This window comes from Streptomyces odontomachi, from assembly GCF_024435355.1.
Classification (GTDB): Bacteria; Actinomycetota; Actinomycetes; order Streptomycetales; family Streptomycetaceae; genus Streptomyces; species Streptomyces odontomachi.
On record NZ_JAMJWG010000032.1, the window covers coordinates 53,101 to 78,920 of the forward strand.

Annotated in this window: 18 protein-coding genes; 5 read left to right on the plus strand and 13 right to left on the minus strand. The window is 73.0% G+C overall.

The genetic code is table 11. From position 1 onward, the window contains the following. Positions 1-211: 211 nt before the first annotated feature. The 5 genes from NQO67_RS39435 to NQO67_RS39455 form a co-directional block, all read right to left on the minus strand. Entirely contained in the window at positions 212-5,530 is a 5,319-nt protein-coding gene (locus NQO67_RS39435) for a type I polyketide synthase (RefSeq protein ID WP_255955337.1), read from the minus strand. Between the two features lie 262 nt (positions 5,531-5,792). Next, positions 5,793-6,857 carry a ketoacyl-ACP synthase III family protein gene (locus NQO67_RS39440; RefSeq protein WP_255955338.1) on the minus strand — a complete coding sequence of 355 codons (1,065 nt, stop codon included), beginning with the start codon at positions 6,855-6,857 and terminating at the stop codon, positions 5,793-5,795. A gap of 604 nt (positions 6,858-7,461) precedes the next feature. Further along, the gene (locus NQO67_RS39445; protein WP_255955339.1) at positions 7,462-8,700 is read right to left on the minus strand and encodes an acyl-CoA dehydrogenase family protein; all 1,239 of its coding nucleotides are present in this window, start codon (positions 8,698-8,700) and stop codon (positions 7,462-7,464) included. Between the two features lie 245 nt (positions 8,701-8,945). Continuing rightward, entirely contained in the window at positions 8,946-9,824 is an 879-nt protein-coding gene (locus NQO67_RS44465) for a 4'-phosphopantetheinyl transferase family protein (RefSeq protein WP_255955340.1), read from the minus strand. A gap of 190 nt (positions 9,825-10,014) precedes the next feature. Continuing rightward, positions 10,015-12,003: an AMP-dependent synthetase/ligase gene (locus tag NQO67_RS39455; protein ID WP_255955341.1), complete on the minus strand. Its 1,989-nt coding sequence runs from the start codon at positions 12,001-12,003 to the stop codon at positions 10,015-10,017. A 225-nt stretch (positions 12,004-12,228) separates the two neighbouring features. Here NQO67_RS39455 and NQO67_RS39460 point away from each other — a divergent pair, with 225 nt between their 5' ends. Next, on the plus strand, positions 12,229-12,696 hold the full coding sequence (locus NQO67_RS39460; protein WP_255955342.1) for an SCP2 sterol-binding domain-containing protein: 468 nt from the start codon (positions 12,229-12,231) through the stop codon (positions 12,694-12,696). Between the two features lie 205 nt (positions 12,697-12,901). Further along, positions 12,902-13,552, plus strand: a complete 651-nt coding sequence (locus NQO67_RS39465; RefSeq protein ID WP_255955344.1) for a GNAT family N-acetyltransferase — start codon at positions 12,902-12,904, stop codon at positions 13,550-13,552. Positions 13,553-13,788: 236 nt separating this feature from the next. Here the strand turns inward: NQO67_RS39465 and NQO67_RS39470 are convergent, their stop codons facing one another. Both NQO67_RS39470 and NQO67_RS39475 read right to left on the minus strand, forming a co-directional pair. Then, entirely contained in the window at positions 13,789-14,784 is a 996-nt protein-coding gene (locus NQO67_RS39470; protein WP_255955346.1) for an L-histidine N(alpha)-methyltransferase, read from the minus strand. 236 nt (positions 14,785-15,020) lie between these two features. Continuing rightward, positions 15,021-15,584: a TetR/AcrR family transcriptional regulator gene (locus NQO67_RS39475; protein ID WP_255955347.1), complete on the minus strand. Its 564-nt coding sequence runs from the start codon at positions 15,582-15,584 to the stop codon at positions 15,021-15,023. A 91-nt stretch (positions 15,585-15,675) separates the two neighbouring features. On the opposite strand from NQO67_RS39475, the gene NQO67_RS39480 reads away from it, so the two are divergent. Then, on the plus strand, positions 15,676-16,560 hold the full coding sequence (locus NQO67_RS39480; RefSeq protein WP_255955348.1) for an NAD(P)H-binding protein: 885 nt from the start codon (positions 15,676-15,678) through the stop codon (positions 16,558-16,560). A 105-nt stretch (positions 16,561-16,665) separates the two neighbouring features. Here NQO67_RS39480 and NQO67_RS39485 read toward each other — a convergent pair whose 3' ends face one another. The 4 genes from NQO67_RS39485 to NQO67_RS39500 form a co-directional block, all read right to left on the minus strand. Further along, on the minus strand, positions 16,666-17,316 hold the full coding sequence (locus tag NQO67_RS39485) for a hypothetical protein (RefSeq protein WP_255955349.1): 651 nt from the start codon (positions 17,314-17,316) through the stop codon (positions 16,666-16,668). A gap of 113 nt (positions 17,317-17,429) precedes the next feature. Then, entirely contained in the window at positions 17,430-17,831 is a 402-nt protein-coding gene (locus NQO67_RS44070) for a hypothetical protein (RefSeq protein WP_305126835.1), read from the minus strand. Next, positions 17,819-18,040, minus strand: a complete 222-nt coding sequence (locus tag NQO67_RS39495) for a hypothetical protein (RefSeq protein WP_255955350.1) — start codon at positions 18,038-18,040, stop codon at positions 17,819-17,821. Before NQO67_RS39495 ends, NQO67_RS44070 begins: the two co-directional genes overlap by 13 nt. Positions 18,041-18,105: 65 nt before the next feature. Then, a complete protein-coding gene (locus NQO67_RS39500) occupies positions 18,106-19,041 on the minus strand; it encodes an endonuclease/exonuclease/phosphatase family protein (protein ID WP_255955351.1) in 936 nt (311 codons plus the stop codon). 162 nt (positions 19,042-19,203) lie between these two features. On the opposite strand from NQO67_RS39500, the gene NQO67_RS39505 reads away from it, so the two are divergent. Beyond that, complete coding sequence (locus tag NQO67_RS39505; RefSeq protein WP_255955352.1) at positions 19,204-19,992, plus strand: hypothetical protein; 789 nt, start codon at positions 19,204-19,206, stop codon at positions 19,990-19,992. 99 nt (positions 19,993-20,091) lie between these two features. Then, positions 20,092-22,035, plus strand: a complete 1,944-nt coding sequence (locus tag NQO67_RS39510) for a M48 family metallopeptidase (RefSeq protein ID WP_255955353.1) — start codon at positions 20,092-20,094, stop codon at positions 22,033-22,035. 38 nt (positions 22,036-22,073) lie between these two features. Here the strand turns inward: NQO67_RS39510 and NQO67_RS39515 are convergent, their stop codons facing one another. After that, positions 22,074-22,928, minus strand: coding sequence for an ABC transporter permease (locus NQO67_RS39515; protein ID WP_255955354.1), 855 nt, complete (start codon positions 22,926-22,928; stop codon positions 22,074-22,076). Next, the coding region (locus NQO67_RS39520; RefSeq protein ID WP_445195120.1) for an alpha/beta fold hydrolase at positions 22,925-25,820 on the minus strand (2,896 nt) is incomplete at its 5' end. The genes NQO67_RS39515 and NQO67_RS39520, both read right to left, overlap by 4 nt.

Below are 25,820 nucleotides of genomic sequence, written 5' to 3' on the forward strand. Positions count from 1 at the left end.
CCGCCCGGCGGAACCCTCCGCCCCGGCGGACCCATACGACCAGCGGAACTCATGACTGCCTGCTACGGCCGACCGCCTGACACGGTCCGAGGCTGCACCGACCGCTCCCCCCGGTGCGGCCGGTGCAGCCGGTGTGCGGCCGGCCGTCCCTGGAGGCGGCCGGCGGTGCCGGTGCTGGCCGGGGGTCGGCCGGCGCCGGCGTACGGGGTGGTCAGCCGACCACCAGGGCCGGCGACGTGGCCGCCGGGTCCGCGCCGTCCGCGGTGGGGTCCTCCACGTCGGTCAGCAGCCCGACCAGGTGGCCGGCGACCGCGGAGACCGTGGGCTTCTGCCAGAGCAGCGTGGCGGGCAGGCTCTGCCCGAACCGCTTCTCCAGACGCCGCCTGACCATGATCGTCAGCACCGAGTCGAGCCCCTGCTCGACCAGCGAGCGCCCCGGGTCGAGGTCGTCGACCTGGAGCTTCATCTCCATGGCGACCTGTTCCCTGACCTGCTCGACGAGGCGGGCGTGCAGCTGCTCGGGGGTCAGCCCGGACAGCTCGTCCGCGTCGTCGGCCGCCGCGACCGCGGCGTCGGCGTCCTCGGCACGCACCTCGCTGAGCACCGGGAGACCGGCCTCGTCGGCGCCGGCCGGGGCGATGCGCAGCACCGCGTACGGGCCGGGGCCGTGGCTCTCGGCGTACTCCCAGGCCGCGAAGGCCTGGTCGCCGGAGATCGCGGCGGCGGCCGCTTCCGACGTGCCGTCGCCGTCGGCCGCCGTCTCATCCCGCCAGGGGGCGAGGCCGAGGCTGAGGGTGTGGTCGCCGGCGGTGCTGCCGCGGTGCGCGGCGAGACAGTCGAGGAAGGCGGCGGCCGCCGCGTCGGCGCCCCGTGCGGGCTGCCGCAGCAGCTGTCCGCAGGACGAGAAGAGCACCAGGAAGTCCAGCTCGCCCGCGGGGAAGAGGGTGTGCAGCACCCAGGCGCCCGCCACCCGTGGCCGCAGCGCGGCACGCAGCGCGACCTCGTCCAGTTCGGCCACGGCGCCGGCGTCGGCCGCCGGGGTGACGTGCACGATGCCGCGGATCGGCGGCAGCCCCAGCAGGTCGGGCTCGCGCAGCAGCTTCGCCCGGTCGGCGTCGGTGATGTCGAGGGGCAGCGGGGTGACCGTCACGCCGCGTGCCTCCAGGGCGCGTACCCCGTCGATCCAGCGGCGCTGCGCGTCGTCGGCCGGGCTCGCCCACACCGAACGCTGCGGGAACGGGCCGTGGTCTGCGAGGACGATACGCCGTGCGCCGCGGTCGGCGAGCCGCGCGGCGGCGTCCAGGCCGAGCGTGCTGAGGCCGCCGGTGACGAGGTAGGTGCCGTCGGGGCGGCACTCCACCGCGGTGCGCGCCTGCTCCGCCGCGGTACCGGTCCGCGAGGTGCCCCGGCCGGCCTTGACCAGCCGGGCGACGCGCGCTTCGCCGTCGCGCAGGGCGATCACGTCCTCGCCGGGCGCCGCCGCCAGCACGGCCAGCAGCGTCGCCGCGGTGCCGGCCGGGTCCGACGACGGGTCCACGTCGATGACGCCGCCCCACAGGTCGGGGTGTTCAACGGCGACGACCCGGCCGAGGCCGGCGAGCGGGGCGAGCGGCAGCGCCGCCTCCTGCTCGGCCTGCCCGGCGCCGCTGGTGAGGCACCACAGCCGCGGCATGGCGTCCGCAGGGAACTCCGAGACCATCCGCTGCACGGTCCTGACGAGCAGCCAGGCGGCCTCGGCGGCGGCCTGCGACGGCGGCACCGCGGGGTCGTACCCGGGCGCCAGCAGCAGCAGGTCGGTCGGTGCTTCGGCGCCGGTGGCCGGCGTGGCGAGCATCTCCGGTACGGCGACCGTGGCGCAGGTGTGCCCGGCCTCGGCCCAGCGGCCGGTCAGCTCGGTGGCGAGCTTGCTCTCGGCGCCGACGACGAGCAGGCGCCGGAACGCGGCATCCGCGGTGGCGTCCTCGTCGGCGGCGAGGGCGGCGAGGTCCAGGGGTCGCCAGGCGATCTCGTGGACGAGCTGGCGGGGGTCGGCGGACAGCGAGTGGTCGTCGCCGATGACCGCGTAGACCAGGCCGTCCATCCGGGCCACCACGCGGCCCTCGCCGTCCATGACGGCGACGTCCACGGCGTCGTCCCGGTCGGCACGGACCGCGATGTCCATGGTGGCGGTCGCGGGCGGCGCGCCCTGCACGGTGACCTCGCCGACCTCGACGACCATGCGCAGGACGGGATCGCCGGGGTAGGTCACGGGCGCCAGGGTCATCATGGCGTCCAGTACCGGGGCCCAGGTGGTCTGCTCGGTGGGCGCGAAGCCGACCCGGCCGCGCAGGATGCCCTCGTCGCCGCGCCGGAGTTCCTCGATGGTCCACTCGAAGCCGGTGGACGGCACGCCGACGGCGCTCAGGCGCTCGTGCACCAGGCCGGTGCTGACCTGCTTCAGGCCGGCGTCCGAGACGATCGGCGAGCCGGCCAGCGCACGCGGCGCCGTGGCGTTCGCCGGCAGGTCGGCCTCGGCGTGCGTCCTCCACTCGGCGCCGTCCGCTCCGGCGGCCCGGGACGACAGCCGCAGCGCGCCGCCCTCGTGCACGATCTGCACCTCGCGGCGGCCCGCGGTCATCAGCGGCGAGCGCATCGAGATGCCGGTCAGCGTGGGCGGTGCGGTGATGTCGTCGGTGATCGCGCCGTAGAAGGAGGTGAGGAAGACGGCGGCGGGCACGATCTCGACGTCGTTGATGCTGTGGCTGCCCGGGTAGGGGCGGTTGTCGTCGTCCAGCCAGGTGCGCCAGAGCTTCACCTGGCTGCCGGCGACGGAGGTGCCGGCGCCCAGCAGTGTGTGCGAGGCGGGGTCGTGCGGCCGGCCCTCGGCGCCGCCGCCGTAGTCGGGCACCCGCCACAGGGTGCGGTGCCGCCAGGGGTTGGGGGGCGTGGTGACCAGGTCGCCGGAGGGCTGGAGCCGGTTCCAGTCGACGTCGATGCCGTGGCAGTGCGCGGCGGCGATGGCGGCGAGCAGGCTGTGCTGCTCGGGGGTGTTGCGGCGCAGCGTCGAGCCGACGAAGCAGTCCGCGTCCTCGATGCCGGCGTCGGACAGCGTCTCGTTGATCGAGTACGCCACGACCGGGTGCGGCGAGACCTCCAGGAACGTGCGGTGCCCGTCCTCGGCGGCGGCGCCGACGGCGCCCGCGAGGCGCACCGGGTTGCGCAGGTTGGCCGCCCAGTAGCTGCCGCCCGCGTACACGCCGGTGCCGCGCGGGTCGGCGAGGGCGGTGGAGTACACCGGGAGTTCGGGCTCCCGGAACGTCAGGTCCTCGGCCGCCGCCGTCAGGTCGGCCAGCAGCGGGTCCATGTGGGGGCTGTGGAAGGCGACGTCGGAGGCGACCCGGCGCACCACCAGGCCCTCGGCCTGCCATTCGGCGATCAGCTTCTCGACGGCACCGGGGTCACCGGCGACGACGGTGGAGGCGGGCGAGGAGGCGATCGCCGCGGTCAGGTCGCCGGCGCCGGCGAGGCGCTCGGCCACCTCGTCGAAGCCGAGGCCGACCATGGCCATGGCGCCCTGCCCGGCGACCTGGCGCAGCAGCTTGGAGCGGCGGCAGATCAGCCGGGCGCCGTCCTCGATGCCGAGCGCGCCGGAGGCGACGGCGGCGGCGATCTCGCCGACGGAGTGGCCGATGACGGCGGCCGGGGTGACACCGTAGGACCGCCAGACCGCGGCGAGGCCCACCTGCATCACGAAGATCATGGTCTGGATGCGGTCGACGGACTCGAAGTCGCCGTCGGTGAGCACCTGGCGCGGCGAGAAGCCGATCTCCTCCTGGAAGATCCCCTCCAGGGAGTCGACGACCTCGGCGAAGACGGGCTCGTGGGCCAGCAGGTCGCGCCCCATGCCGGTCCACTGGGAGCCGTGTCCGGAGAACACCCACACCAGGCCGGTGCCCAGGTCGGCCGGCGGCGCGCCGAGCACCAGCCCTTCGGGCTCCTCCTGGTCGGACAGGAAGCGCAGCTTGGAGGCGAGGTCGCCCCAGCTGGTGGCGGCGATCGTGGCGCGCTTGTCCAGGTGGGAGCGGCGCAGCGCGAGGGTGTGGCCGAGGGAGTCGAGCGGGACGTCGGCGTGGTGCTCGGAGAGCCAGTCGGCGAGGTTGCCGGCCTGCCGTTCGAGGGCCTCGTCGCTGGCCGCGGAGAGCGGGTAGAGCCGCGGCTGCGGCATGCTGCCTGCGGCCGGCTGCGCGCCCTGGTCCGCCTTGCCGGTCTCCGCCCGCCGCGGCGCCTCTTCGAGGACGACGTGGGCGACGGTGCCGCCGTAGCCGAAGCCGGAGACGCCGGCGCGGCGCGGGGCCTCGTCGGCGGCGGGCCACGGGGTGTTGTCGGTGACGACCTTCAGGCCCGAGGTGGCCCACGGGATGTCCGGGTTCAGCTCGGTGAAGAGCGGGTTGGCGGGGATCTCGCCGTGCTCCAGCGCGAGCACCGCCTTGATGACGCTGGCGATGCCGGCGGCGCCTTCCAGGTGGCCGATGTTGGCCTTCACGGAGCCGATCAGGCAGGGGTCTTCGGGGCTCCGGTCGGTGCCGTAGACGGCGGTGAGCGCGGCGGCCTCCTGCGGGTCGCCGAGGCGGGTGCCGGTGCCGTGCGCCTCGACGTAGCCGACGCTGCCGGGGGCGATGCCGGCCTGCGCGCAGGCCCGCTCCATCACGTACTCCTGGGCCTCGCCGCAGGGCGCCATGATGCCGGGCGTGTGCCCGTCCTGGTTGACGGCGCTGCCGCGCACCAGGGCGAGGATGCGGTCGCCGTCGCGCTCGGCGTCGGCGAGGCGCTTGAGGACGATCATGCCGCAGCCCTCGCCGCGGCCGTAGCCGTCGCCGCTGGCGTCGAAGGCCTTGGAGCGGCCGTCGGGCGCGAGCGCGCCGGCCAGGTTGAGGGTGACCGTCTCACCGGGCGACACCAGCAGGTTCACGCCGCCGACCAGCGCCAGCGTGCTCTCTTCGAGGCGCAGGCTCTGGCAGGCCAGGTGCAGTGCGACCAGCGAGGCGGAGCAGGCGGTGTCGACGGCGAGGCTCGGGCCGCGCAGGTCGAGGATGTGCGAGACCCGGTTGGCGACGGCGCAGCGGGCGGCGCCGATGCCGCTCCAGGCGTCCATGTTCGGCAGGTCTTCGAGCAGCTGGCGGCGGTAGTCGTCGGTACAGGAGCCGACGAAGACACCGGTGTCGCTGCCGGCGAGGGCGTGCGGCGGGATGCCGGCGTGCTCCAGCGCCTCCCAGGTGACTTCGAGCAGCACCCGCTGCTGCGGGTCCATCAGCTCGGCCTCGCGCGGCGAGACGCGGAAGAACTCGGAGTCGAACTTGTCGATGTCCTTCATGAAGCTGCCGCGCGTGACGGTGTTGCGCAGCGCGGCCGTCCAGTCGGGACCGAGGTCCTCGTAACACTCCCAGCGCTCGGCGGGCACCTCGGTGGTGGTGTTCGCGCCGCTCAGCAGCAGTTTGAAGAAGTCGGCCGGGGTGCCGGCGTCGCCGGGGAAGCGGCAGCCGATCCCGACCACCGCTATGGGCTCTGCGCCGGCTCCGGCATCGTCCGGACCTGGGAGTCCCGATCGTCGCCCATCGACCATCACTGTTCATTCCCTTCGGGATCACCGGGCGACCTCTGGCGGCCATGACCCTGGCGGTGGATGACTTCGAAACGCCTGAGAGCCCAACCGAGCCCGATGCTGCGGGGCGGGGCCTGGCGCGGCGCGAGAACGGCGACGGGCCCCGCCCACGACGCCGGCGCGTCGGATGGGGTGCGGGGCTCGCCGGCGTCGCTCACGCGTGCTGTGGCGGGGTGTCGAGGATCTTGACGACGGCGGCGGAGATGACGACGCCGGGTCCGTTGGCGAGCATCAGCAAGTGGTCCCCCGGCTGCAACTCACCGGTGGACAGCAGGTGGTCGAGGGCGAGCAGCTGGTCGCTGGCGCCGCAGTGCCCGATGGTGCGGCCGTAGTCCCAGGTGGACTTCTCCATCGGCAGCCCCAGCGGGACCATGCAGCGCTGCTCCACGATCTCGCGCGAGCAGCTCATGTACGCCACCCGGGTGATGTCGCCGATGGTGACGCCGGCCTCGTCCAGGGCCTGCTGCACGACCTCCGGCTGCCGTTCCTGGACCTTCGCCATGGCGATCATGCCGGGCGACGGCTTGCCGCCGGTCGGCCGGACGGCGGCCTTGCGGCGCGCCTCGCTGCTGCGGGCGCCGAAGTTGACGCCGTCGCCGACGGTGATGCTGGGTGGGAAGAGGGGCGTGGCCCCACGGTGCAGCACCTCCGCCTCGGCGACGGTCGCCGAGTGCACCGACAGCACCTGCGCGAAGCCCTGTTCCTTGCTCAGCACCAGGGCGGTGGCGGCGTCGCCCCCGACGTAGCCGGAGGAGATGTGCCAGCGGTCCATCATCGGGGTGCCGTAGTTGTCGGACGCGACCAGCAGCGCGGCCTGCCGCTCCGGGACGGCGAGCAGATAGCTGGCGGCCAGCTCCAGCGCGCTGAACATGCCGTTGCAGCCCTGCCGGATGCCGGTCGCGGGAACGTCGCCGCCGACCAGGTGCCGTTGCAGGTAGGAGTGCGGGAGCCAGCCCTCGGGTCCGGAGTGCCAGGTGCTGGCGTACAGCAGCAGGTCGACCTCGGAAGGGTGCCGGCCGCAGCTCTTGAACGCGTCACGGGCCGCACTCAGCGCCATCTCCGGCGCCGGGACGTCGCCCGCGACCGCGGCGCCGCCCAGCTGGTGCAGCTCGACCTCCAGCTCCTCGTACAGGCCCTGCTCGACCGCCGACTCGACGCTCACCAGCGTCGACGGAAGATAGACGCCCAGGCCACTGATGAACATCCCCGACAAGCGCACGTCCGCGTCCCCTTCACTTCCCCTGCCATCGGCGCCCGTGACCTGGCACGGGCGCCGGGGTACGGGCGTCGGCCGGCCGCCCGACGTGTCCGACGTGTCCGTCGGTGGTGCGTCGGGAAAGCGGTGCCGGCAGCCGACAGCACAGGCACGATTACCGCTTTAAGGGGAGTCTCGTCGGCACGCCTTAAGCCCTACTAACGACGACCTATCGTGGCCGCCGGCCGCGGCCGGAGAGGCGCGGAATGTATTCGACGGGCGGGCCCGCGCTCCGGGGGTGGCGCCGAAGGCGCCATATAAGGGGCGCGGGGCTGTATCAATATGCCGCTCCGCGGCGTGGGCGCGACCAGCCCCCACCGGCCGGTGGTCCGGACACGACGGAAACAGCCCCACCCGGACGGTGACGACCCGACGGTCTCGTCGTGGCTGGTCGCGCAGTTCCCCGCGCCCCTTCAGGTACGCCCGGCGCCCACGCGGCGGAGCCGCATATTGATACAGCCCCGCGCCCCTTCAGGTGCGCCCGGCGCCCACGCGGCGGAGCCGCATATTGATACAGCCCCGCGCCCCCTTAGGTGCGCCCGGCGCGCCCCGGCGCGGGGCAAACCCCCTACGGCAGTAGCAGGATGTCGTCCGCCGGCAGACCCAACCGCGCGCGGGCCACCCGTCGCGCGAACGGTTCGGCCATGGACGGGGCGACGTGCGTCCAGGCCGTCGTCGCGTCGCGGAAGTACCGTTGCATCCGCTCCCCGTCCCTGAAGTGCCGCGACCCGGCCGTCCGCACCAGCTTCTGCACCGCGTCGAAGGCCATCATCCCGGCGGTGACGAAGACCAGCGCGAGCCGGTCGTCCTGGGCGGCGTTGAAGGGTGCCTCGCCGGTGACGTTGCGCCGGCAGGCGTCCATCCAGTCCGCTGCGGTGTGCTGCACGGCGGCGTGCGCGGTGTGCACGGCGGCCAGCGCCTCCCCGAGGTGGCGCTGGTAGTCGTGCAGGTCGGCCCGGGTGCGCCCCGGGTCGGTCAGGAGCGGGCGGCCGGCGATGATCCGGGCGTACTCGTCGGTGACGGCGTAGCCGAGGCCGACCAGGATGGCGGCGAGCTCTCCCTCGTAGAAGCTCGCGGCGCGCCCCGCGTACATCGGGTTGCCGTGCAACCGCGCGCCGACGGTGCCGCCTTCCACCGGGAGGTCCATCAGGACGGCGTCCAGGACGTTCCGCGCGGGGATGCGGGCGCGTTCCATGCGGATGCTGTTGGATCCGCTGCCGCGCATGCCCAGCACGCCGTACCAGTCGTCCACCAGGCTCCACACCTCTCGCGGCGCGACGAACAGCGCCATGGGCCCGGGTGCTCCGCCGGGCTGCTCGGCGGGCCGCATGGTCTGCGCGAGGAGGTGCGTGGCGAACGGGGATCCTGAGCAGTAGTTCCAGGTGCCGTCGAGCACCACGTGGTCGTCGCCGTCGGGCTCGGCCGTCCCGACCGGGGCCACGGTGGACGCGGCACGGAAGTCACCGTCGGGGCCGAACACGTCGTCCTGGACGTCGGCTTCGTAGAGGCCGGCGACCTGGAGCACGTGCGCGGCGCCGAGCGACAGCGCCCACCCGGTGGACGGGCAGCCGCGGGAGATCTCGGTCACCACGCGGTAGAACGTGGGCAGCCCGAACTCGTAGCCGCCGTATCTGCGTGGCTGGAGGATGCGGTAGAAGCCGGCCGCCAGGAAGTCCTTGTGGGTCTCCTGGGGGTAGTGGCTCAGGTGCTCGGTCTCGGCCTGCCGGTCCAGCAGGGCGGGCCGCAGGGCCACGGCCCGTTCGATGATCTCCGCTTCGGTGAGCTCCGGTTCGGGCGGTGCGATCACGGTGCCTCCTCGCCTCGGGCGTCGGCGCCGTATCTGGCGCGAACGCCGACGATTCAAGCATGATCCACCACCCGGGACCGAGCCGATAGGGGCGTGTCAAGGCGCCGGAAAATGGCCATTGTTGTGCCGGCGCTGCGCCCGCGGTCCTTGGTGATGTGTCGCTCCGGAGGGCCGCGTTCCGCGGGTGTCCGCTCCCCTCGCTCCTCGGCCGCAGCAGCTCTCGCCCACCGCCGCCGGGGCCCTGCTCACCGGCGCGTCGCCGCCGCGGCCAGATACCCCTCCGGCACCGCCACGTCGGCCAGCGTCCAGTCCGGCTGGTGCTGGGCCGGGGTCTGCCCGGTGCCCATGTAGTCCAGGGCGGGGCTGCGGGACAGGCCGGTGCCGATGGCCTTGAGGTAGGCCTCCTTGCGGGTCCAGGCCCGGCCGAAACCGACGGCACGGTCCTGCTCGGGCAGGGCCTCCAACTCGGCGGTCTCGTCGGGGTGCAGCATGCGCGCGGTCTGGGTGGCGACGTCGAGGGAGGGCGTCTGCTCCACGTCGACGCCGATGACGGTGTCCGCGAGGCCGATCAGGGCCAGCCCGCCGCTGTGCGAGAGCGAGAAGTGCAGCCGGCCGCCCGGCACCGCCGGCCTACCGTGCGGTTCGCCGCAGGTCGGGCACTCCTCACGGATGAACTCGACCGCTTCCGGTGCGGTCTGGAGCCGGGCACCGAGCAGCAGCCGCAGCGCCACATGGGCGGCGGTGTACATCCTGCGGTCCCGCTCCCGGTGGAAGTCCGCGGCCCGCTTGCGCTCGGCCGCGTCCAGGATGCCGGGGCCGAGCAGGAGGGCGGCGTCCGCGTCCTTCACGACGTCCACCAGCCAGAGGGCGGGCCCGGCGGGCGTATCGGAGGCCGGCGCGTCGGAAGCGGGCGCGGCCACGGCGGCCACGGAGCCGGGCTCCCCCGTGCCACCGGCAACGGCGCCGGCTGCCGGCGCCGTGCTCGTCGAACGCTGCCCGGGCACCAGCGGGTCGCCGGCCCTCCCTGGCACCGACAGCGGCACCGGGGTTCCAGGGAGTGCGGGCACCTCTCCGTCCCGTACGGCACCGGGCGACGGCAGGCGGAACGCGGCGGGTGTGATCACATGCCGAGCATAAGCCGCGGCACCGCCCCAACGGTGCGGAGTGCCGCACTCCGTACCGGGCGGACGCGCACACCTGACTGTGTGGACGCATAGCGGGGACCGCGTAGTTGTGCGCGCGTCGCGGCGGGGGACCGCGCAGTTGTGCGCAGGAGGCGGCCGGCGGAGCCCGCTTGTCCCCGGCCCGCCCCCGTCAGCTCCCGTACAACTCCTCGATCTCGCGCGCGTAGGCCTCCGCCACGGCATACCGCTTGATCTTCAGCGACGGGGTCAACAGGCCGTTGTCCTCGGTGAACTCGCCCTCGACGAGGCGGAACTTGCGGATGGACTCGGCGCGGGATACGGCCGCGTTGGCGTAGTCCACCGCCTTCTGCACATCGGCGATCATGCGCGGGTCGCTGATGACCTCGGCCATGGGGGTGTCGGCGGGCATCTTGCGCACGGACAGCCAGTGGTCGACGGTCTCCCGCTCCAGGGTGATGACGGCGGCGACGAAGGAGCGGCCCTCGCCGACGACCATGCACTGCCCGATCGGCGGGCGGCTGCGCAGCCGGTCCTCCAGCACGGACGGTGAGACGTTCTTGCCGCTGGAGGTGACGAGGATGTCCTTCTTGCGGCCGGTGATGGTCAGGTAGCCGTCGTCGTCGAGGGCGCCGAGGTCGCCGGTGGCGAACCACTCGTCGGCGAGCACGGCCTCGGTCGCGGTCGGGTTGTTCCAGTACGAGTGGAAGACGATGCCGCCCTTGACCAGCACCTCGCCGTCGTCCGCGATGCGTACCGCGGTGCCCGGCACCGGCTGCCCGACGGTGCCGGGGCGGGGCCGCAGCGGTGGGCTGACGGTGGCCGCCGCGGTGGTCTCGGTCAGCCCGTAGCCCTCGTAGATGAGGATCCCGGCGGCGAGGAAGAAGAGGCTGAGCCGCTTGTCGAGCGGGGAGCCGCCGCTGATGGCGTACCGCAGCCGGCCACCGACCTCCGAGCGGATCCGCCGGTAGACCAGCAGGTCGTAGAGGCCCCAGGCGAGCCGCAGGCCGAGCGAGGGGCCCTTGCCGGTGCCCAGGAACTTCGCCAGGGCCGCCTCGGCGAAGCGCACCCCGATGCGGTCGGCCCGCTCGAAGGAGGCGCCGCGGCCGATGTTCTCGGCGGTGGCCCGGCCGGTGTCGTGGATCTTCTCGAAGAGGTACGGCACGCCGACGACGAACGTGGGCCGGAAGGAGCGCAGTTCGGGGCGGAGGTCGTCCGGCTTGATGCTCGGGCAGTGGCCGAGCTCGATCCGGGCGAGCAGGCAGGCGAGCTGGATGGTGCGGCCGAGGATGTGTGCCAGGGGCAGGAACAGCAGGGTGGCGGCGACCTGTCCGGTGACCGCTTTGAAGACCGGGTGGAGCAGCTCGATGGTGTTGGCGGCCTCCGCGTGCAGGTTGCCGTGCGTGAGCACGCAGCCCTTGGGGCGTCCTGTGGTGCCGGAGGTGTAGCAGACGGTGGCGATGGTGTCGGCGGTCAGCGCGCCGCGCCGCTTGGTCACCTCGTCGTCGGCGACGTCCGCGCCCAGCGCCGCCAGTTCGGCGAGCACACCGGGGCCGACCGGCCCGTCCGCCGGCCCCTCGCCGGTGACGCCCTCGTCCTCGGCACCGCTCCCGGGGTCGATCTGCCAGGCCTTGGGCCGCTCGCCCTCGGGCAGCGCCGCGAAGACGGCCTGGACGGTGGTGAGGTTCTCGGAGGTCTCGGCGATGACGAAACGCGCGCCGGAGTCACGGACGATCCACTCGATCTGGTCGGCCGACGAGGTCGCGTAGATGGGGACGGTCTGGCCGCCGGCCGCCCATATCGCGAAGTCGAGCACGGTCCACTCGTAGCGGGTGCGGGACATCAGCGCGACCCGGCCGCCCGGCGCCAGTCCCGCCGCGATGAGGCCCTTGGCGGCGTCCGTGACCTCCCGGGCGAACGTGGCCGCGGTGACCGGCCGCCAGGCGCCGCTCGTCTTGCGCCGCAGCACGACGGCGTCCGGTGCCTCGGTGGCGTTGGTGAAGGGGATGTCCGCCGCGCTGCCCGCGGGTGAGGTGGCCACGAGCGGGGCGGTGCGCGCCTCGCGCACGGTGCCGTCCTCGTCGCGCACCAGCTCGGTGGTGGTGCGGTTCGCCAGATCGCTGCGTCGCGCGGCCTGCTTCAGATCCTTGCGTACGCCCATGACGGCTCCCGTTCGCGCCTTCGCCTGCCGCTTACCGTCGAGTCAACTTACTCACGCGTAGGAAATTTTCAACCCGCCGGCACCAGGCAATTTCCCGCTGCTCACGCCGGTGGCCAGGGCCGCTCACCCTTGCCCGCCCCATCGCGTCCCGGTATCTTACTTTCAAGTAAACTTACTCTCAAGTAAGTACGTCGGGCGCACCGGCCCGGTGGAGGAGGGAATGCCATGGCAGGTGGAGTCGACGGGCTGGCGGAGCTCGACTTCGCACGCGTCACGCCCGAGGAGTTCGCACGGATCGTCAAGGGCCTGTCCGCCCGGGAGATCGCGGAGCTGGCCCAGGACGCCGCCCTGCGCGAAAGGGTGCTCGACGAGGTCTTCGACCGCATGGAGCGGCAGTTCCGCCCCGAGGCGGCGAGCTCCCTCAACGCGCTGGTCCGCTGGCGGATCACCGGCGCCGACGACGCGGAGGCCTGCTACGAGACGCTGATCGCCGACCGCGCCTGCACCGTCCACAAGGGCCGTACCGAGGCGGCGCCGCGCGTCACCCTCACCCTCAAGGACGTCGAGTTCCTCAAGCTCGTCTCCGGCAACGCCAACCCGATCCAGATGTTCTTCACCCGCAAGGTGAAGCTCCAGGGCGACGTGACCCTGGCGGCCACCCTGACGCGGTACTTCGACATCCCGAAGGCCTGAGCCCCTGTCGTCACACTCCCGTCTGCGGCCGCAGCACCCCGCACGACCGGAATTCCGCGCGACAGGCACGCACCGGCTCTGGAACGCTGGCGGTCGAGGACGCGGCCGGCCGACGGCGACACCGGCAGCGGAGTCAACAGCGACTGCTACGGCTACGGCTACGGCTACGGCTACGGCTACGGCTACGGCTACGGGATGGTGAGCGGTGGGTTTCGTGCTGGAGGGACCGGCGGTGCTGGAGGGAAACCTGGTGCGGCTGGAGCCCCTGGACCACCACCATGCGGCGGACCTGGCGGTGGCCGTGGAAGAGGACCGCGGCTCCTACGGCTTCACCTGGGTGCCCACCGCGTCCGAGGTGCATGGCTACATCGACGCCCAGCAGGCCCGTGCCGCCACCGGCAGGCTGGCTCCGTACGCGCAGGTGGACCGGGCGTCGGGACGGGCCGTGGGGGCCACGTCCTACTGGGACCCGCGGGTGCTGCCGCCGGGCGACGGCCTGTTCGCCGTCGAGGTCGGCTTCACCTGGCTGGCGTCCTCGGCGCAGGGCACCGGGCTGAACACGGAGGCCAAGTTCCTGCTGTTCCGCCACGCCTTCGAGAACTGGGGCGTGGCACGCGTCGACATGAAGACGGACGCCCGCAACGACCGCTGCCGGGCCGCGCTCGCGTCGGTCGGCGCCCGCTTCGAGGGCGTGCTGCGGAACTGGTCACGGTCCTGGGCGCCGGGCGAGGACGGCCGGCTCCGCGACTCGGCGATCTTCTCGGTGACCGGCGAGGAGTGGCCCGAGTGCCGATCCCACCTGGAGCGCCGGCTGGCGCGGTTCGCCGAACGCCGCGACGCGGCAGAGGCTCCCTAGGTCCTGTCGTCAAACTCGCGTCGTTGCCCGAAGGGCGGCTCGGCGGCGTCAGGTGCGTGCTCTCGGCGTGCCGGGCGCGAGTCCGCGTACTGGATGTACGTGGGCTTGTGCCCGGTGCGGCGAGAGTGCGTGCATGGCGTCGCCGAGCAGACGGGAGTTTGACGACAGGGCCTAGGACCGCACCCTGATGCCGGGGCCGGCCCCCGGGCCACCGACCACGCTCGCGCACGGCCCCGTCAGCTCAGCAGGAGAGCGGCGCACCGGAACTCCTCCTCGACCCAGTGCCGACGACACCGAAAACCGAACGAGGCCAGCTCCCCCACGAGGTCGCGCAGTTCGAACTTCTGGATCACGTCGTGGAGCAACATCTCGTCCTCGACGAGATCGATCGTCATGGCAAGGCGTGCGACGGTGACGCGCTGCCGTGCGGTACTGCGGATCTCGCCCCGCACCTGCCTGAGCGGGACGTCGTAGACGACGGTCGGTTCGAAGCAGGCCGGATCGAAGTCGGCGCCGTACGCGCTGTTGAGATGGGCCAGGGTGTTGAGGGCGAACATCCGGCGTACCGGCCGCTCCCCCGCACATCCGGCCTCGTACGCCCGGCGCACGGTGTCGACGGGGTCATAGAGGTCCAGGCAGAGCAGTACGTGGTCACGCGGCCCGCAGCAGCTGCGCAGCGCGCGCAGGAAGTCAGCACGCTCGGGGGGCGCCAGGCAGCCGAACGTGCCGCCGAGCATCACCATGAGACGCCCGGTCCCACGGCCCTGGAGCCACGGCAGAGCGGTGGCGAAGTCGCCGTGCACCGTGGTGATGCGGGCCGCCGGCCACCGGACCGCGAACCGGTGGGCCGCGGCCGCCATCGGCCCCGGACTGACGTCGACCCCCGTGTACGCGCGAAGGAGGCCGTGCGCGTCCATGGCCGACGCGAGGATCTCCGACTTCTCCGCGGTGCCGGCACCGAGGTCCACGAGTTCGACGGCGCCTGACAGCACTGCCATCTCGTCCGCGTGAGCCCGCAGCAGCCTGCGCTCCGAGCGGGGTGGGTAGTACGCCGGCAGCCGGGTGATCTCCTCGAACAGCGCCGAGCCCGTCGCGTCGTACCCGTAGCGGTGCGGAATCCGTCGTGGTCGCTCGGCGAGTCCGGCCCGCAGTTCCTCCTCCGCGCCGCCCACGACGTGCGGAGACCCGAGGACGACCCTGATGACGTCGAATTCGGAAGACTGCGAGGTCATGGCGTCACTCCAGTGCTCGCACCGCGCGGCCCTCGATCCTTCTTACCACCGCTTGGCCGGCTTCGCCCGGCGGAGCGGTGGTGTCGACGACGAGGACGCGGGGAGCGCCGTGGTGGGGCTGTCCGCCGCGGCTCGGAGCGGCGATCACACAGCGGTTTTCACACACCTCGGCGTGCCGGAAAGAGCGTCATGGCCGAGGTCCGTTCCGCCGGTGATCCCCGCACGGGGTGCCGGGGTCAGCGCTCCGGGCCGCGGATGCCCTCGAGCACGAGCGTGAGGTGCCTGCGCCAGTCACCCGTGCCCGTCATGTTCGCCATGGCGCCGCGGGTGATCAGGACGAAGTCGTCGGCGCGGAAGTCCGCACGGAGGCGGCCGGCGTCGACGGCGCGCTGCACGATGCGTTCGGTGATCGTCGACAGGTCCGTCTTCGCGGCGGCGATGTCGCTCCATTTCGGCTCGTTGGGGCCGAGGAGAGCGAAGCGGAACGCGGCATCGGCCTGTGCGGACTCCAGGTATCCGTGCAGCAGGGTCTCGAACGCCGTCCAGGGATCCGGCGACTCCTCGGCGGTGCGGGCCAGGGTGGTCATCGCCTCCAGGCGGCGGCCGATGATCGCCGCGAGGAGTGCCTGCTTGTCGGCGAAGTGCCGGTAGAGGGTGCCGACGCCCAAGCCGGCGCGCTCGGCGATCTCGTCTATCTGAACGGCGTCGCCGCGCTGGGCGAACAGCGCGCCGGCGGCGTCGAGGACGGCCTCGCGGTTGCGCCGGGCGTCGGCGCGCAGCGGGCGTTGGGGAGCGGTCATGGTCGCTTCATCGTAGTTGCTGCGAGGCGGCGGCCAAGGCTATATTCGGAACCGGAGTTCATGTTCATGTTATGGCAGGGGAGGAGATCTGATGATCGTCGTCACCACACCGACCGGGCGGATCGGCGGCCAGCTGGTCCGCCGGTTACTCGACCGGGACGAGGACGTACGGGTCGTCGTCCGCGACCCGGCGCGGCTGGACGGGACGGTTCGCGGGCGGGTCGAAATCGTCGGCGGCTCTCATGACGATCCGGCCGTGCTCGACAGGGCACTGCCCGGTGCGTCGGCACTGTTCTGGCTGGTCCCGCCGAACCCGCGGGCGTCGAGCGCCGCGGAGCACTATCTCGGTTTCGCACGGGTGGGCGCGGACGCTGTCGCCCGCCACGGTGTCGGCCACGTCGTGGGGGTGTCCAGCGCCGGGCACGGCTGGCCCACCCCGGCCGGCGTCCTCTCGGCGGCGTTCGCCATGGACGCCGAACTCGGCAGGTCCGGAGCGGCGTACCGGGCGCTGTCCGTGCCGTTCTTCATGGAGAACCTCTTCGGACAACTCGACGCGATCCGCGAGCAGGGCGCGTTCCACCTGACCGGCGCGGCCGACCGGCCGCTGCCCACGATCGCGACGCGTGACATCGCCGGCACGGCCGCCGACCTGCTCACCGACCGGTCCTGGAGCGGGCAGGAGGACCTCCCCCTGTTCGGCCCCGACCGGCTGACCCCGGACGGCATGGCCGAGGTGATCAGCCAGGAAATCGGGCGTCCGGTCGCCTACCACCGCATGAGCCTGGACGACTTCGCGTCCCTCAGCCGCTCCCGAGGCCTCCACGACCAGGCGGTCAGGGACGTCACCGAGGCGTTCGCCGCACACGACGACGGCATCTACGACAAGGACTGGACGATCGCCCACACCGCCCCGACGGACTTCCGCACCTGGTGCCGGGAGGTGCTCAAGCCCGCCGCTGACCCGCAGGGCCCGTGACGCGAAGCGGGATTCCGCCGTCGCGGACCCCAGCGGCCAGGTCCGGCGGTGACCAGCTGCGAGACGACCAGGTGGGCGACGCGGACGGCGAGCCGCTGCACCTCATCAGGCGTCCGCACCTGGCGTGGGAGAGGCGGTCGCCGTGAGCGGGTGGGCGGCCCGGCAGTCCGAGGCGGCCCGGTACGCCTGCTTCGCGGTCGGATCACGGGCGGTCAGGCCCGGCAGGTCGGCGCCCTTCGGCAGGACGGCCTGAAGTGCGTCGGACACCTCCAGGGGAAGGCCGGCCAGCGTCTCGTGCGACGACGCGGGGTCGTCCGCGGTCCTCTGAAGCTCCCCGGTCGTGGTGGCCGCGGTCTTCAGGGCGCCGACGTAGGCGGCGACGACCTCGTCACCGCCTCTGACGGGCGCGGGGCGGAACTTCCCGAACTGCTGCACCTTGTCCCGGAGTTCCTGGTGGTTCACCTTGACGAAGTGGACGATCTCCCCACGGCTCGGTTCACGTGGAATGAAGCTCAGCACGACGACCCGCGCCGCGCTCTGCTGCGTCTGGAAGTCCTCGTCGGCGGCGCACACCTTCCCCAGCCACGTGACCTGGGATCGGGTCGGGGCCGCCGCGCGGGACGCAGCGCTGGAGGAGGCACCTGCGGGCCGGCCGGACGAACCGCCGCCGCTTGTGCCCGCGGAGCACCCGGCCAGCATGTGCACCGCGGCGAGCAGCACGATCGAGACGGTGGTCCTGCGAACGGTTCGCTGCATGGCGCCATGGTGGCCGTCGGCGCCGGGGAGGGGTCCCGATCGCCGTCGTACCGGCGGCCGCCGCCGTCGTACCGGCGGCCGTGCCGCGGCACCGGCTCGGGGAGCGCACGGGCTCACGGTGGTTCCGGCAAGGGGGCGAGCCCCAGCACTTCCTGGCGGTAGTGGTTGACGGCGACCCATACGGCCTCGGGTTCCGCCGCGAGTCTGGCCCGGGCGGCGGTGAGGCGGTCGACCGGTCCGGGGCCGGCGTTGCGCAGCGCCTCGATGCGGCGGGGCAGGCGATCGGGGGGGTCGTCGGCGAACGTGCGCAGGAGGGTGGCGCCAAGGCCCAGGCAGGCCCGCACCTGAGTGAGCGTCCTGGCGACCTCCTCCCAGGCGTCGGCGCGGGTGGGCGCCTCGGAGGCGCTCGCGATCCAGCGGGCGACAGCGGGGGCCTGGGCACTGGCGAGGGCCGAGGCGTGGCGGCTCTGGGCGGAGAGCACGGTACGGGCGTCGTCCTCGATCAGGCGCAGCACCAGGGCAACGCGGCCTCACGATGCCGGGCCCGGACGAGGAGGGCCAGCAGCAGCCCGGCAAAGCCGGTGAGCGGGGCCACGAGGTCTGCGGTGTCCGCCCATCCGGACCCCGGGTGGATGCCGTACCACCCGGAGACGACCGTTCCGACCACCGCGCCCACGCCGAAGATCAGCGTGCGCCGCTGCCGATGTCCCCCGAACCCAGCCATGCACCGATGATCCCGTCAACCGGGCCCCGGTAAGGCCCGTTCGGTCCAGGTGCCGGCGGACGTGCTCACGCGACCGTGACCGTGCCGATCACGATGCGGTGGTCCGAGCACTCCGCGACGCCGCTGCACGCGGTGGAGATGCTGAGCGAGTCCCCGCTGTAGGAACCGGCGAGGTCGGATTCCCGCACGAAGATCAGGTCGATCTTGGCCTTGCCCCCGCAGGGCGGCGGGGCTCCCGGGGTGCCTTCGGAGGTCCACTCGCCGTAGCCGATGCAGTTGCCGGGGTCGTTGTCGTCGAGCTCCCGGTACTGGCCCGTGTTGTTCGGGTTGTTGGGCACGTCGAGGCTGGCCGCGTAGAAGTCGTTCAGGCGCCCGTAGTGGGGTTGGGCGTTGAAGTCACCGGCGATCAGCGGGGTCTCGCCGGCGGCGTGGTAGGTCTCCAGCTGGTTGCGTACGAACTCCAGCTGGCTGACGTTGTAGCTCTGGTTCGTGGTGATGTGGGTGGTGCAGAACCGGGTGCCCGAGCCGTCCACGAGCGGTGCGCACAGCATGTTCCGCTTCTCGACGCTGCCGTCGTCGGGCAGCTTCAAACGGTCGGCGGTGCCCAGCGGGCGCTTGCTGAAGATGGCGTTGCCGAAGGCGCCGCCCCGGCAGACCGAGGGGTTCCCCGGCTGGCGGCTCGCTTCGAAGCGGGCGAAGTTGTCCGGGTCCTGGGGCCAGTCGCGGGTGCGCAGTTCCGCGATGAGCGCGTCGTACTGGCTCTCGCACAGCTCGTTGAACGAGGCGAAGTCGGCGGACCGGTTGAGGATCGACGAGGCGGCCGCCGTGATCAGCCCGTCTCCGGTCGAGCCCTCGTGGATCACGTCCCCCGCGACGTTCCACTGCCACACCACGTAGGTCTGCGGGCCGGACGCGTCCGCCTCGGCCGTGGCGGCGGTGGCGGCGGGTATCAGCAGGGCGGACAGCGCCCCCAGTAAGGCCAGTCGAAGACGGAGTCGCATCGTGGGCTTCCTTCCATGACCGATGTCGAAACGATGTCAACCGGTGTCAACCGAGGTCCGCGTGGTCCGCGTCCCGGGGTCCGGCACGGCCCGAGCGTAGGCCGCCGGACCGCCGGCCGCACAGGCTTGCCGCCCCCGCCCGCGATGGGACAGCCTGCCTCGGTGACTTCCTATACGCAGCGTTACCTCAACGGTGACCACGAGACCGTCTGGGCGGATCTGCGCGGCCTCGGGCCCGTCCCCGACGCGCTGATCGAGGACTGCACCGCCGTGGCTGCGCAGACGATGCAACGGGTGGCCGTGCACATCGCCCGGCTGGCCGCCCGGCTCACCGATCTCGGTCTGGTGCCCAGCGGCACGCTGCGCACCCCGCCCACGGCTGAGGACCAGGCGGAACTGGACGTGCTCGTACGGGAGATCGGCACCGTGCCCCTCGCACTCGAAGCCTGTCTGCGACACGTCGGCGGCGTGTGGTTCGCGGGTGACTGCCCTGCCCTGCACCTGTACTACGCCGGAGAGGACCAGTACGGCGCTGCCGCCGGGATCCTGCCCGACCCACTCGTTCTCCCGGACACCGGGTATCTCCGCTACAGCTGGGACGAACACCGCAGTCGGTTCGAGGACGACGCCGACTCCGCGGACGACTTGACCGAGGACCTCGCCGACAGCCTCGCCGAGGACCTCGCCGACGATCTCGCCGACGAGGGATTCGTGTTCGACTTCGCTCCGGACGAGCTGCACAAGGCCGACATCAGCGGATCCACCCACGACATCCCGCTCTCCCACCGGAGCGCCGACCCCGTCATCCACGGAGTCTGCGGGCGCCCCGACATCACCCTGGTCGACTACCTACGGCTCTCCATCAGCTGGGGTGGCATGCCGGGCTGGTCCTTCAAGGCCGATCGCACGCCCGCGGCCCTCGACGACCTGCGGGTGAGCCCTGACTTCTGAACCACCCCGGTCCGTCCCGCAAGGCGGTCACAGCGGGACCACGGGCCGAGGGGCAGGCGAGAAGCGCCCGTGCGGGGCGGGCCGGTAGCCTGACCCGCCATGCGTCAGGTGATCTCCCTGTTCTGCCTCGTGGGTTTCTATGTCGTAGCAGGAGCGGGCCTGCTGGGCCTCTGCGTCGGCGGCGGGATGCTGCTGTTCCTGCTGTCCGAGGTCCACACCCTGTTGATCGTCCCCGGCGGCATCGCCCTCGGGCTGCTCGTCGGCACCGGGTTCGCCGCGCTCACGGTGCTGAGGGGCAAGCCGATCGAGCCCACGGGAATCGCGCTCTACCGCGCGGACGCCCCCGAGCTGTGGTCGACGCTCGACGAGCTGGCGGATGCCGTGGGCACCCGGGTGCCCGATCAGGTCTGGCTCTCTCCGCTCGCCAACGCGGCCGTCGTCGAGCAGCCGCGCTGGCTGGGGCTGCGGCCGGGACGCCGGTACCTGTTACTCGGTTTCCCGCTGTTGCAGGGGCTGTCCCTGGCGCAGGTCCGTGCGGTGCTGGCCCACGAGTTCGCCCACTTCGGTCACAGCGACGGCCGGCTGACCGCGCTGGGCCACAGCGGGCACCTGGCGGTCGGCCGCATGCTGGACCGCTTCCCGCGCCGCACGCTCCACCCGCTGTCGTGGCTGTTCCGCGGGTACGCCCGGCTGTTCCTCCTGGTGCAACGGGCCGCCAGCCGACGCCAGGAACTGGCCGCCGACCAGGTCATGGCCCGGATCGCGGGGCGCACCGCGGCGCACGGCGCGGTGCGGATGCTGGCACCGCTCGGTGCCGAGTGGCACCGCTACCTGGGCACCTACGTGGAGGCCGGGTTCGACGCGGGCGTGGCTCCCGAGGACGTCTTCGGCGGGTTCGCCCGGCTCCTGGAGGCCCGACGGACCTGGCTGGCCCGCCCGGACCACGTCTACCGGGCACCGTCCCGCTGGGACACCCATCCGCCGGTCGCCGAACGGCTGTGGGCCCTCGAATCCGCCCCGGACGAGGGGTGCCTGCCGCAGACACAGACACAAGCGCAGGTACAGGCACAAATGCAGAAGCAGACGGCGACACCGACGCCGACACCGATGCCGATGCCGACACCGACACCGATGCAGGAGCAGGAGCAGCCGGCGCTCCGGCTGTTGCTCCCCGATCCCGATCAGTTCGCGGCCCGGCTCGAAGCAGCCTGCTTCGACCTCGGGGACCCTCGGCGGCGGGTGCCCTGGGACAGCTACCCGCTGGAAGCGGCGCTCGCCCGACTGCGGCAGTCCGCGCCCCCGGCACACCGCGCCATCGCCCGTGCGACAGGGCAGCCCCAGACGAACCTGGCAGCGGTCCTGGCGCTCTGCGCCGCCGAGGACATGAACGCCCTGGCCAAACTCGTCGCGGTGCAGGGCGACCTGGCCGCTGTCGTCCTCCTGGCCGCCCATGAGGCGGGGTCGGTACGCCACGTCCACACCTGGGACGAGGCGCCGGACCAGCCGGCCTTCCTCCGCTCCGACGGCTCCCCCCTCGATCTCGAGGACTTCCTGGACGATCTGTTCTCGGGCAGCCCCGAGGGGGCGGAGCGGGCTCGGGCAACCCTGACCGCCCTCGGTATCGACCCCGCAGCCCCACTCGGCGGCGCCGGGCAGACCCCGGCCGACCTGCACGTCTCACCCCGCACCGCGCGGATCATCGGAGCCATGGCGCACCTCAGGCTCGACGAGCGCGTCGGTTTCCTGTTCATCACCGACCTCGGCCTGCTGTTCGCCCCGGCGACCGGCAAGCCCACCGGCAACGGAAAGGACGCGCTGCTCACGTTGCTGGGCGAGCCGCCCGCGGTGCTCGCCGCACGCGACGGCGCGACCTGGCTGCCGTACGAGGAGCTGACCCGGGTGGAGAAGCACCGGGAGATACCGATCAGGGCCACGCTCACCCTGCACGGCGGGGCCACGTACACGCTCCACGAGCCGTACAGCGGCTACACGCACGGCGCCTCGCACCAGACGATCCTCAGGGTGCTGGCGCCGTACGCCTGACGGGGGCACCACCCGTCAGGCCGCCGCCCCGCGCGCCGCTACGACACCACGTCCTTCCGCCCGAACCCCCGGAACGCCAGCGCCACCAGCACCATCGCATACGTCACCGACACCGCCGAGCCCTGGATCATGCCGCCCCACTCCGGCTGCGGCTGGATCAGGTCCGCCCAGGCGAACTGCCAGTGCGCGGGGAGGAACGAGCGCCAGTGACCGAGCGCCGTCACCGCGTCGAGGACGTTGCCGAGGATGGTCAGCCCGACCGCGCCGCCCACCGCGCCGAGCGGGGCGTCCGTCTTCGTGGACAGCCAGAAGCCGAGCCCGGCGGTGACCAGCTGGGAGACGAACAGGTAGGCGACGCAGACGGCGAGCCGCTGCACCGCCGTGCCGGTGTCCAACGCCCCGCCGGTGGGGATCTGGAGCGGCCCCCAGCCGTACGCCACCGTGCCGACCGCCAGCGCGACCACCGGGAGCAGCACCACGGCGGCGGCGCTGAGCCCCAGCGCGACGACCAGCTTGGACCACAGCAGCCGGGCGCGCGGCACCGGCGCCGCCAGCAGATAGCGCAACGACGACCAGCTCGCCTCGGACGCGACGGTGTCCCCGCAGAACAGGGCGAACGGGATCACCAGCAGGAAGCCGGCCGAGACGAAGAGGCAGGTGGCGGCGAAGTTGGCGCCGGACTGCGTGGCGGTGGTCATCAGGCTGATCCGCCCGTTGCGGCCGGCCGGGTCGCCGCCGATCGCGAAGGCGGCGACCAGCACGAACGGCAGGATCGCGAGCACCGCCATCATCACCAGCGTGCGCCGGCGCCGCAGCTGCCGGACCAGTTCCACCCGCAGGGGCAGGGTGTGGGAGGGCCGGTAGCCGTGCGAGGTGGCGCTCTGCGCGCTCATGCGGAGCCTCCGATCATGGTCAGGAACGCGTCCTCCAACCGCCGGTGCGGGCCCACGGACGTGACCGGCACCTCCAGCCGTACGAGCTCCACCAGCAGCCGCTGTGCGGCCGAGGACGTGGCGGGAGCGGGCCCGATGTCGGTTCCGGCCGCCACCGGCTCGTCCTCGCCGGGCGCACCGGCCTCCGGTGCCAGCCGCACCAGCAGCCCGTCCGGCACCGGGCTCGCCGAGGCGACGTCCGGCAGCGCGGTGACCTTGTCGAGCAGCGGCCCCGGCAGTTCGGCGGCGAGGCCGACGAGCACCGTGTCGCCGACGCCCACGATCTCCGCCACCGGCCCGGCCTGCACCAGCCGGCCACGGTCCATGACGACCAGATGGGTGCAGGTCTGCTCCACTTCGGCGAGCAGATGGCTGGAGACGATGACGGTGCGACCGCCCTGCGCGTAACGGATCATCACGTCCCGCATCTCGCGGATCTGCGGCGGGTCGAGCCCGTTCGTGGGTTCGTCGAGGATCAGCAGGTCGGGCAGGCCGAGCATGGCCTGGGCGATGGCAAGGCGCTGCCGCATGCCCTGCGAGTAGGTGCGCACCGCCCGCTCCAGAGCATCGCCGAGACCGGCGATCCGCAGCGCCTCCTCGACGTGGGCGTCCTCGGCGGGGCGGCCGGTGGCCTGCCAGTACAGGTCGAGGTTGGCGCGGCCCGACAGGTGCGGCAGGAAACCGGCGCCCTCGACGAAGGAGCCGACCCGCGACAGCACCGCGGCCCCGGGCGTGATGGCATGCCCGAAGATCCGCACATCACCCTCGTCGGGCACGATCAGGCCCATGAGCATGCGCAGGGTGGTCGTCTTGCCGGCGCCGTTCGGGCCGAGCAGGCCGAGTACCTGCCCCGGCTCGACGCGGAACGACAGTTCCCGCACCGCATACCGGTCGGCGGAGCCCGCGTAACGCTTGCTCAGGCCGGTGATCTGCAACGGGACGTCGGCCAGTGCCGCATCCGGCGGCGCCGGCGCGATACGGCGCCGGCCGACGAGGAGGAGCGCGCCGGCCGCCACGGCGCCCGCGGCGGGCAGCCACCACACCCACGACGGCACCGGTGCCGCCGCGGTGCTCAGACCGGGCGCGGTCGGCACGGTCAGGCCGGCGCCCTTGAGCGAGACCGTGTACGTGGCCGCGGTCGCCGGTGTGGCGTAGGCGAGGTCGGTGCTGGCGAGCACCAGGCTCAGGTGGTGGCCCCGCTGCACGGCGTGGTCGACGGCGGGCAGCGTGATGCGGACGTCCTTGCCGTGCCGGGCGCCCGTGACCCGCAGTGGTGCGACGAGCTGTTCGGGCAGCACGTTGCTGCGGCCGTCCGGCGAGACGTCGTAGACCTTCCCGAACAGCACCGCGTCGTCGCTGCTCGACGTGAGGTGCACGGTGACCGACGGCGCGCCGGTGATCCTGAGGTCACGGCCGAGCGGCTGCGAGTCGAAGCGTGCGAACTGGCCCGGGAAGTCCATCGACACGCCGATGCCGAGCCCGGACAGCGCCCCGGCACCGCCGAGTCCGGGCACGTTGGAGATCGCCGACGGATCGCCGCCGGGCGGGTTGACGAAGGTCTGCGGGGTGCGGGCGCCGCGCAGCGGCACGGTGCGGTCGTGGTCCCCGAGCCCCGGGTAGCGGTCGGTGCTGGCGCCGCGCAGCTGGGCCGCCCCGTCGGTGGAGTCGACACCGCCGGTACGCGAGATCCGGAAGGCGGGACCGGTGTCGACGGAGGCGTCCTTCTTCAGATAGCGGTCGAACCACGCCGTGACCCGGCCCGTCACCCGGTCCGACTCCAGGTTCCCGCCGTCGTGCCCGCCGGAGATCCAGTCGACGTCGACGGGGGCGCCGCCCGCCCGGATCTGCTTGGCCATGGCGTCGGCCTGGTCGAGGGGGAAGAGCGAGTCGGCCTGGCCCTGGGCGATGAGGGTGGGCACCTTGATGCGGTCACCGACGGCCGACGGGCTGCGCTCCTCGAGCAGGGCGCGCGCGGCGGCGTCCGGCTTCCCGCTGACGGCGACGCGCTGGTACATCGCACACAGCTCCGCTTCGAAACGGCCGCAGGTCGGAACGGTGCCGGGGGCGCCCCCTACGGCGCCCCCGGCCGCGGTGCCGCCGGCGGCGGTGCCGCCCTGATCCGTCCCCTGGTCGGACCCCGTTGCCCCGTCGGACCCGGTGGCCCCGCCGGACCCCGACGCGCCCCCGGAACCCGTCGCACCCCCGGAGTCCCCGGGCCCACCCGGTCCGGTGCCGCCGCCCTGGTCGGACGACTGACCGCCGCCCTGATCGGACGACTGATCCCCGGACTGCACCGGACCCATCGGGACACCCGCGGAACCCGCCGTGAAGAACAGCCCCGTCCACAGCTTCTTGTACACACCGTGCGGGAAGAGCGCGTCCGCCAGGTTCCAGTACGTCAACTGCGGGGCGATGGCGTCCACCCGCCGGTCGTATCCGGCGGCCAGCAAGGAGATCGCCCCGCCGTACGAGGCACCCGTGACGCCGACCCGGGGGTCGCCGCCGTGGTCGAGCTGCACCTCGGGGCGCTTGGAGAGCCAGTCGATCAGCCGGGAGACGTCGGCGACCTCGGCCTTCGGGTCGTTCAGGCCGATCTTGCCGGTGGAACGGCCGAAACCGCGGGCCGACCAGGTCAGCACCGCGTATCCGGCGCGGGCGAGCCGCTCCGCCTCCGGACGCACCGCGTCCTTGTTGCTGCCGAAGCCGTGGCCGACGAGCACGGCGGGGCGGGGGGGGCCTGCGGGCCCCCCCCTGGAGGTGGGGGGGGGGGTCGGCGCGCCGCGGGGGGGGGGGCGCCCGGGCGGCCCGGGGGGGGCCGGCGGATCGGGAGGGGGGCGGGGGGGGGGAGAGTGT

Bases quoted from the DNA above. Each gene is read 5' to 3' on its own strand.
- NQO67_RS39455 (WP_255955341.1), bottom strand. From the start codon at position 12,003: ATGGGCGTACGCAAGGATCTGAAGCAGGCCGCGCGACGCAGCGATCTG.
- NQO67_RS39460 (WP_255955342.1), top strand. From the start codon at position 12,229: ATGGCAGGTGGAGTCGACGGGCTGGCGGAGCTCGACTTCGCACGCGTC.
- NQO67_RS39470 (WP_255955346.1), bottom strand. From the start codon at position 14,784: ATGACCTCGCAGTCTTCCGAATTCGACGTCATCAGGGTCGTCCTCGGG.
- NQO67_RS39475 (WP_255955347.1), bottom strand. From the start codon at position 15,584: ATGACCGCTCCCCAACGCCCGCTGCGCGCCGACGCCCGGCGCAACCGC.
- NQO67_RS39480 (WP_255955348.1), top strand. From the start codon at position 15,676: ATGATCGTCGTCACCACACCGACCGGGCGGATCGGCGGCCAGCTGGTC.
- NQO67_RS39485 (WP_255955349.1), bottom strand. From the start codon at position 17,316: ATGCAGCGAACCGTTCGCAGGACCACCGTCTCGATCGTGCTGCTCGCC.
- NQO67_RS39495 (WP_255955350.1), bottom strand. From the start codon at position 18,040: ATGGCTGGGTTCGGGGGACATCGGCAGCGGCGCACGCTGATCTTCGGC.
- NQO67_RS39500 (WP_255955351.1), bottom strand. From the start codon at position 19,041: ATGCGACTCCGTCTTCGACTGGCCTTACTGGGGGCGCTGTCCGCCCTG.
- NQO67_RS39510 (WP_255955353.1), top strand. From the start codon at position 20,092: ATGCGTCAGGTGATCTCCCTGTTCTGCCTCGTGGGTTTCTATGTCGTA.
- NQO67_RS39515 (WP_255955354.1), bottom strand. From the start codon at position 22,928: ATGAGCGCGCAGAGCGCCACCTCGCACGGCTACCGGCCCTCCCACACC.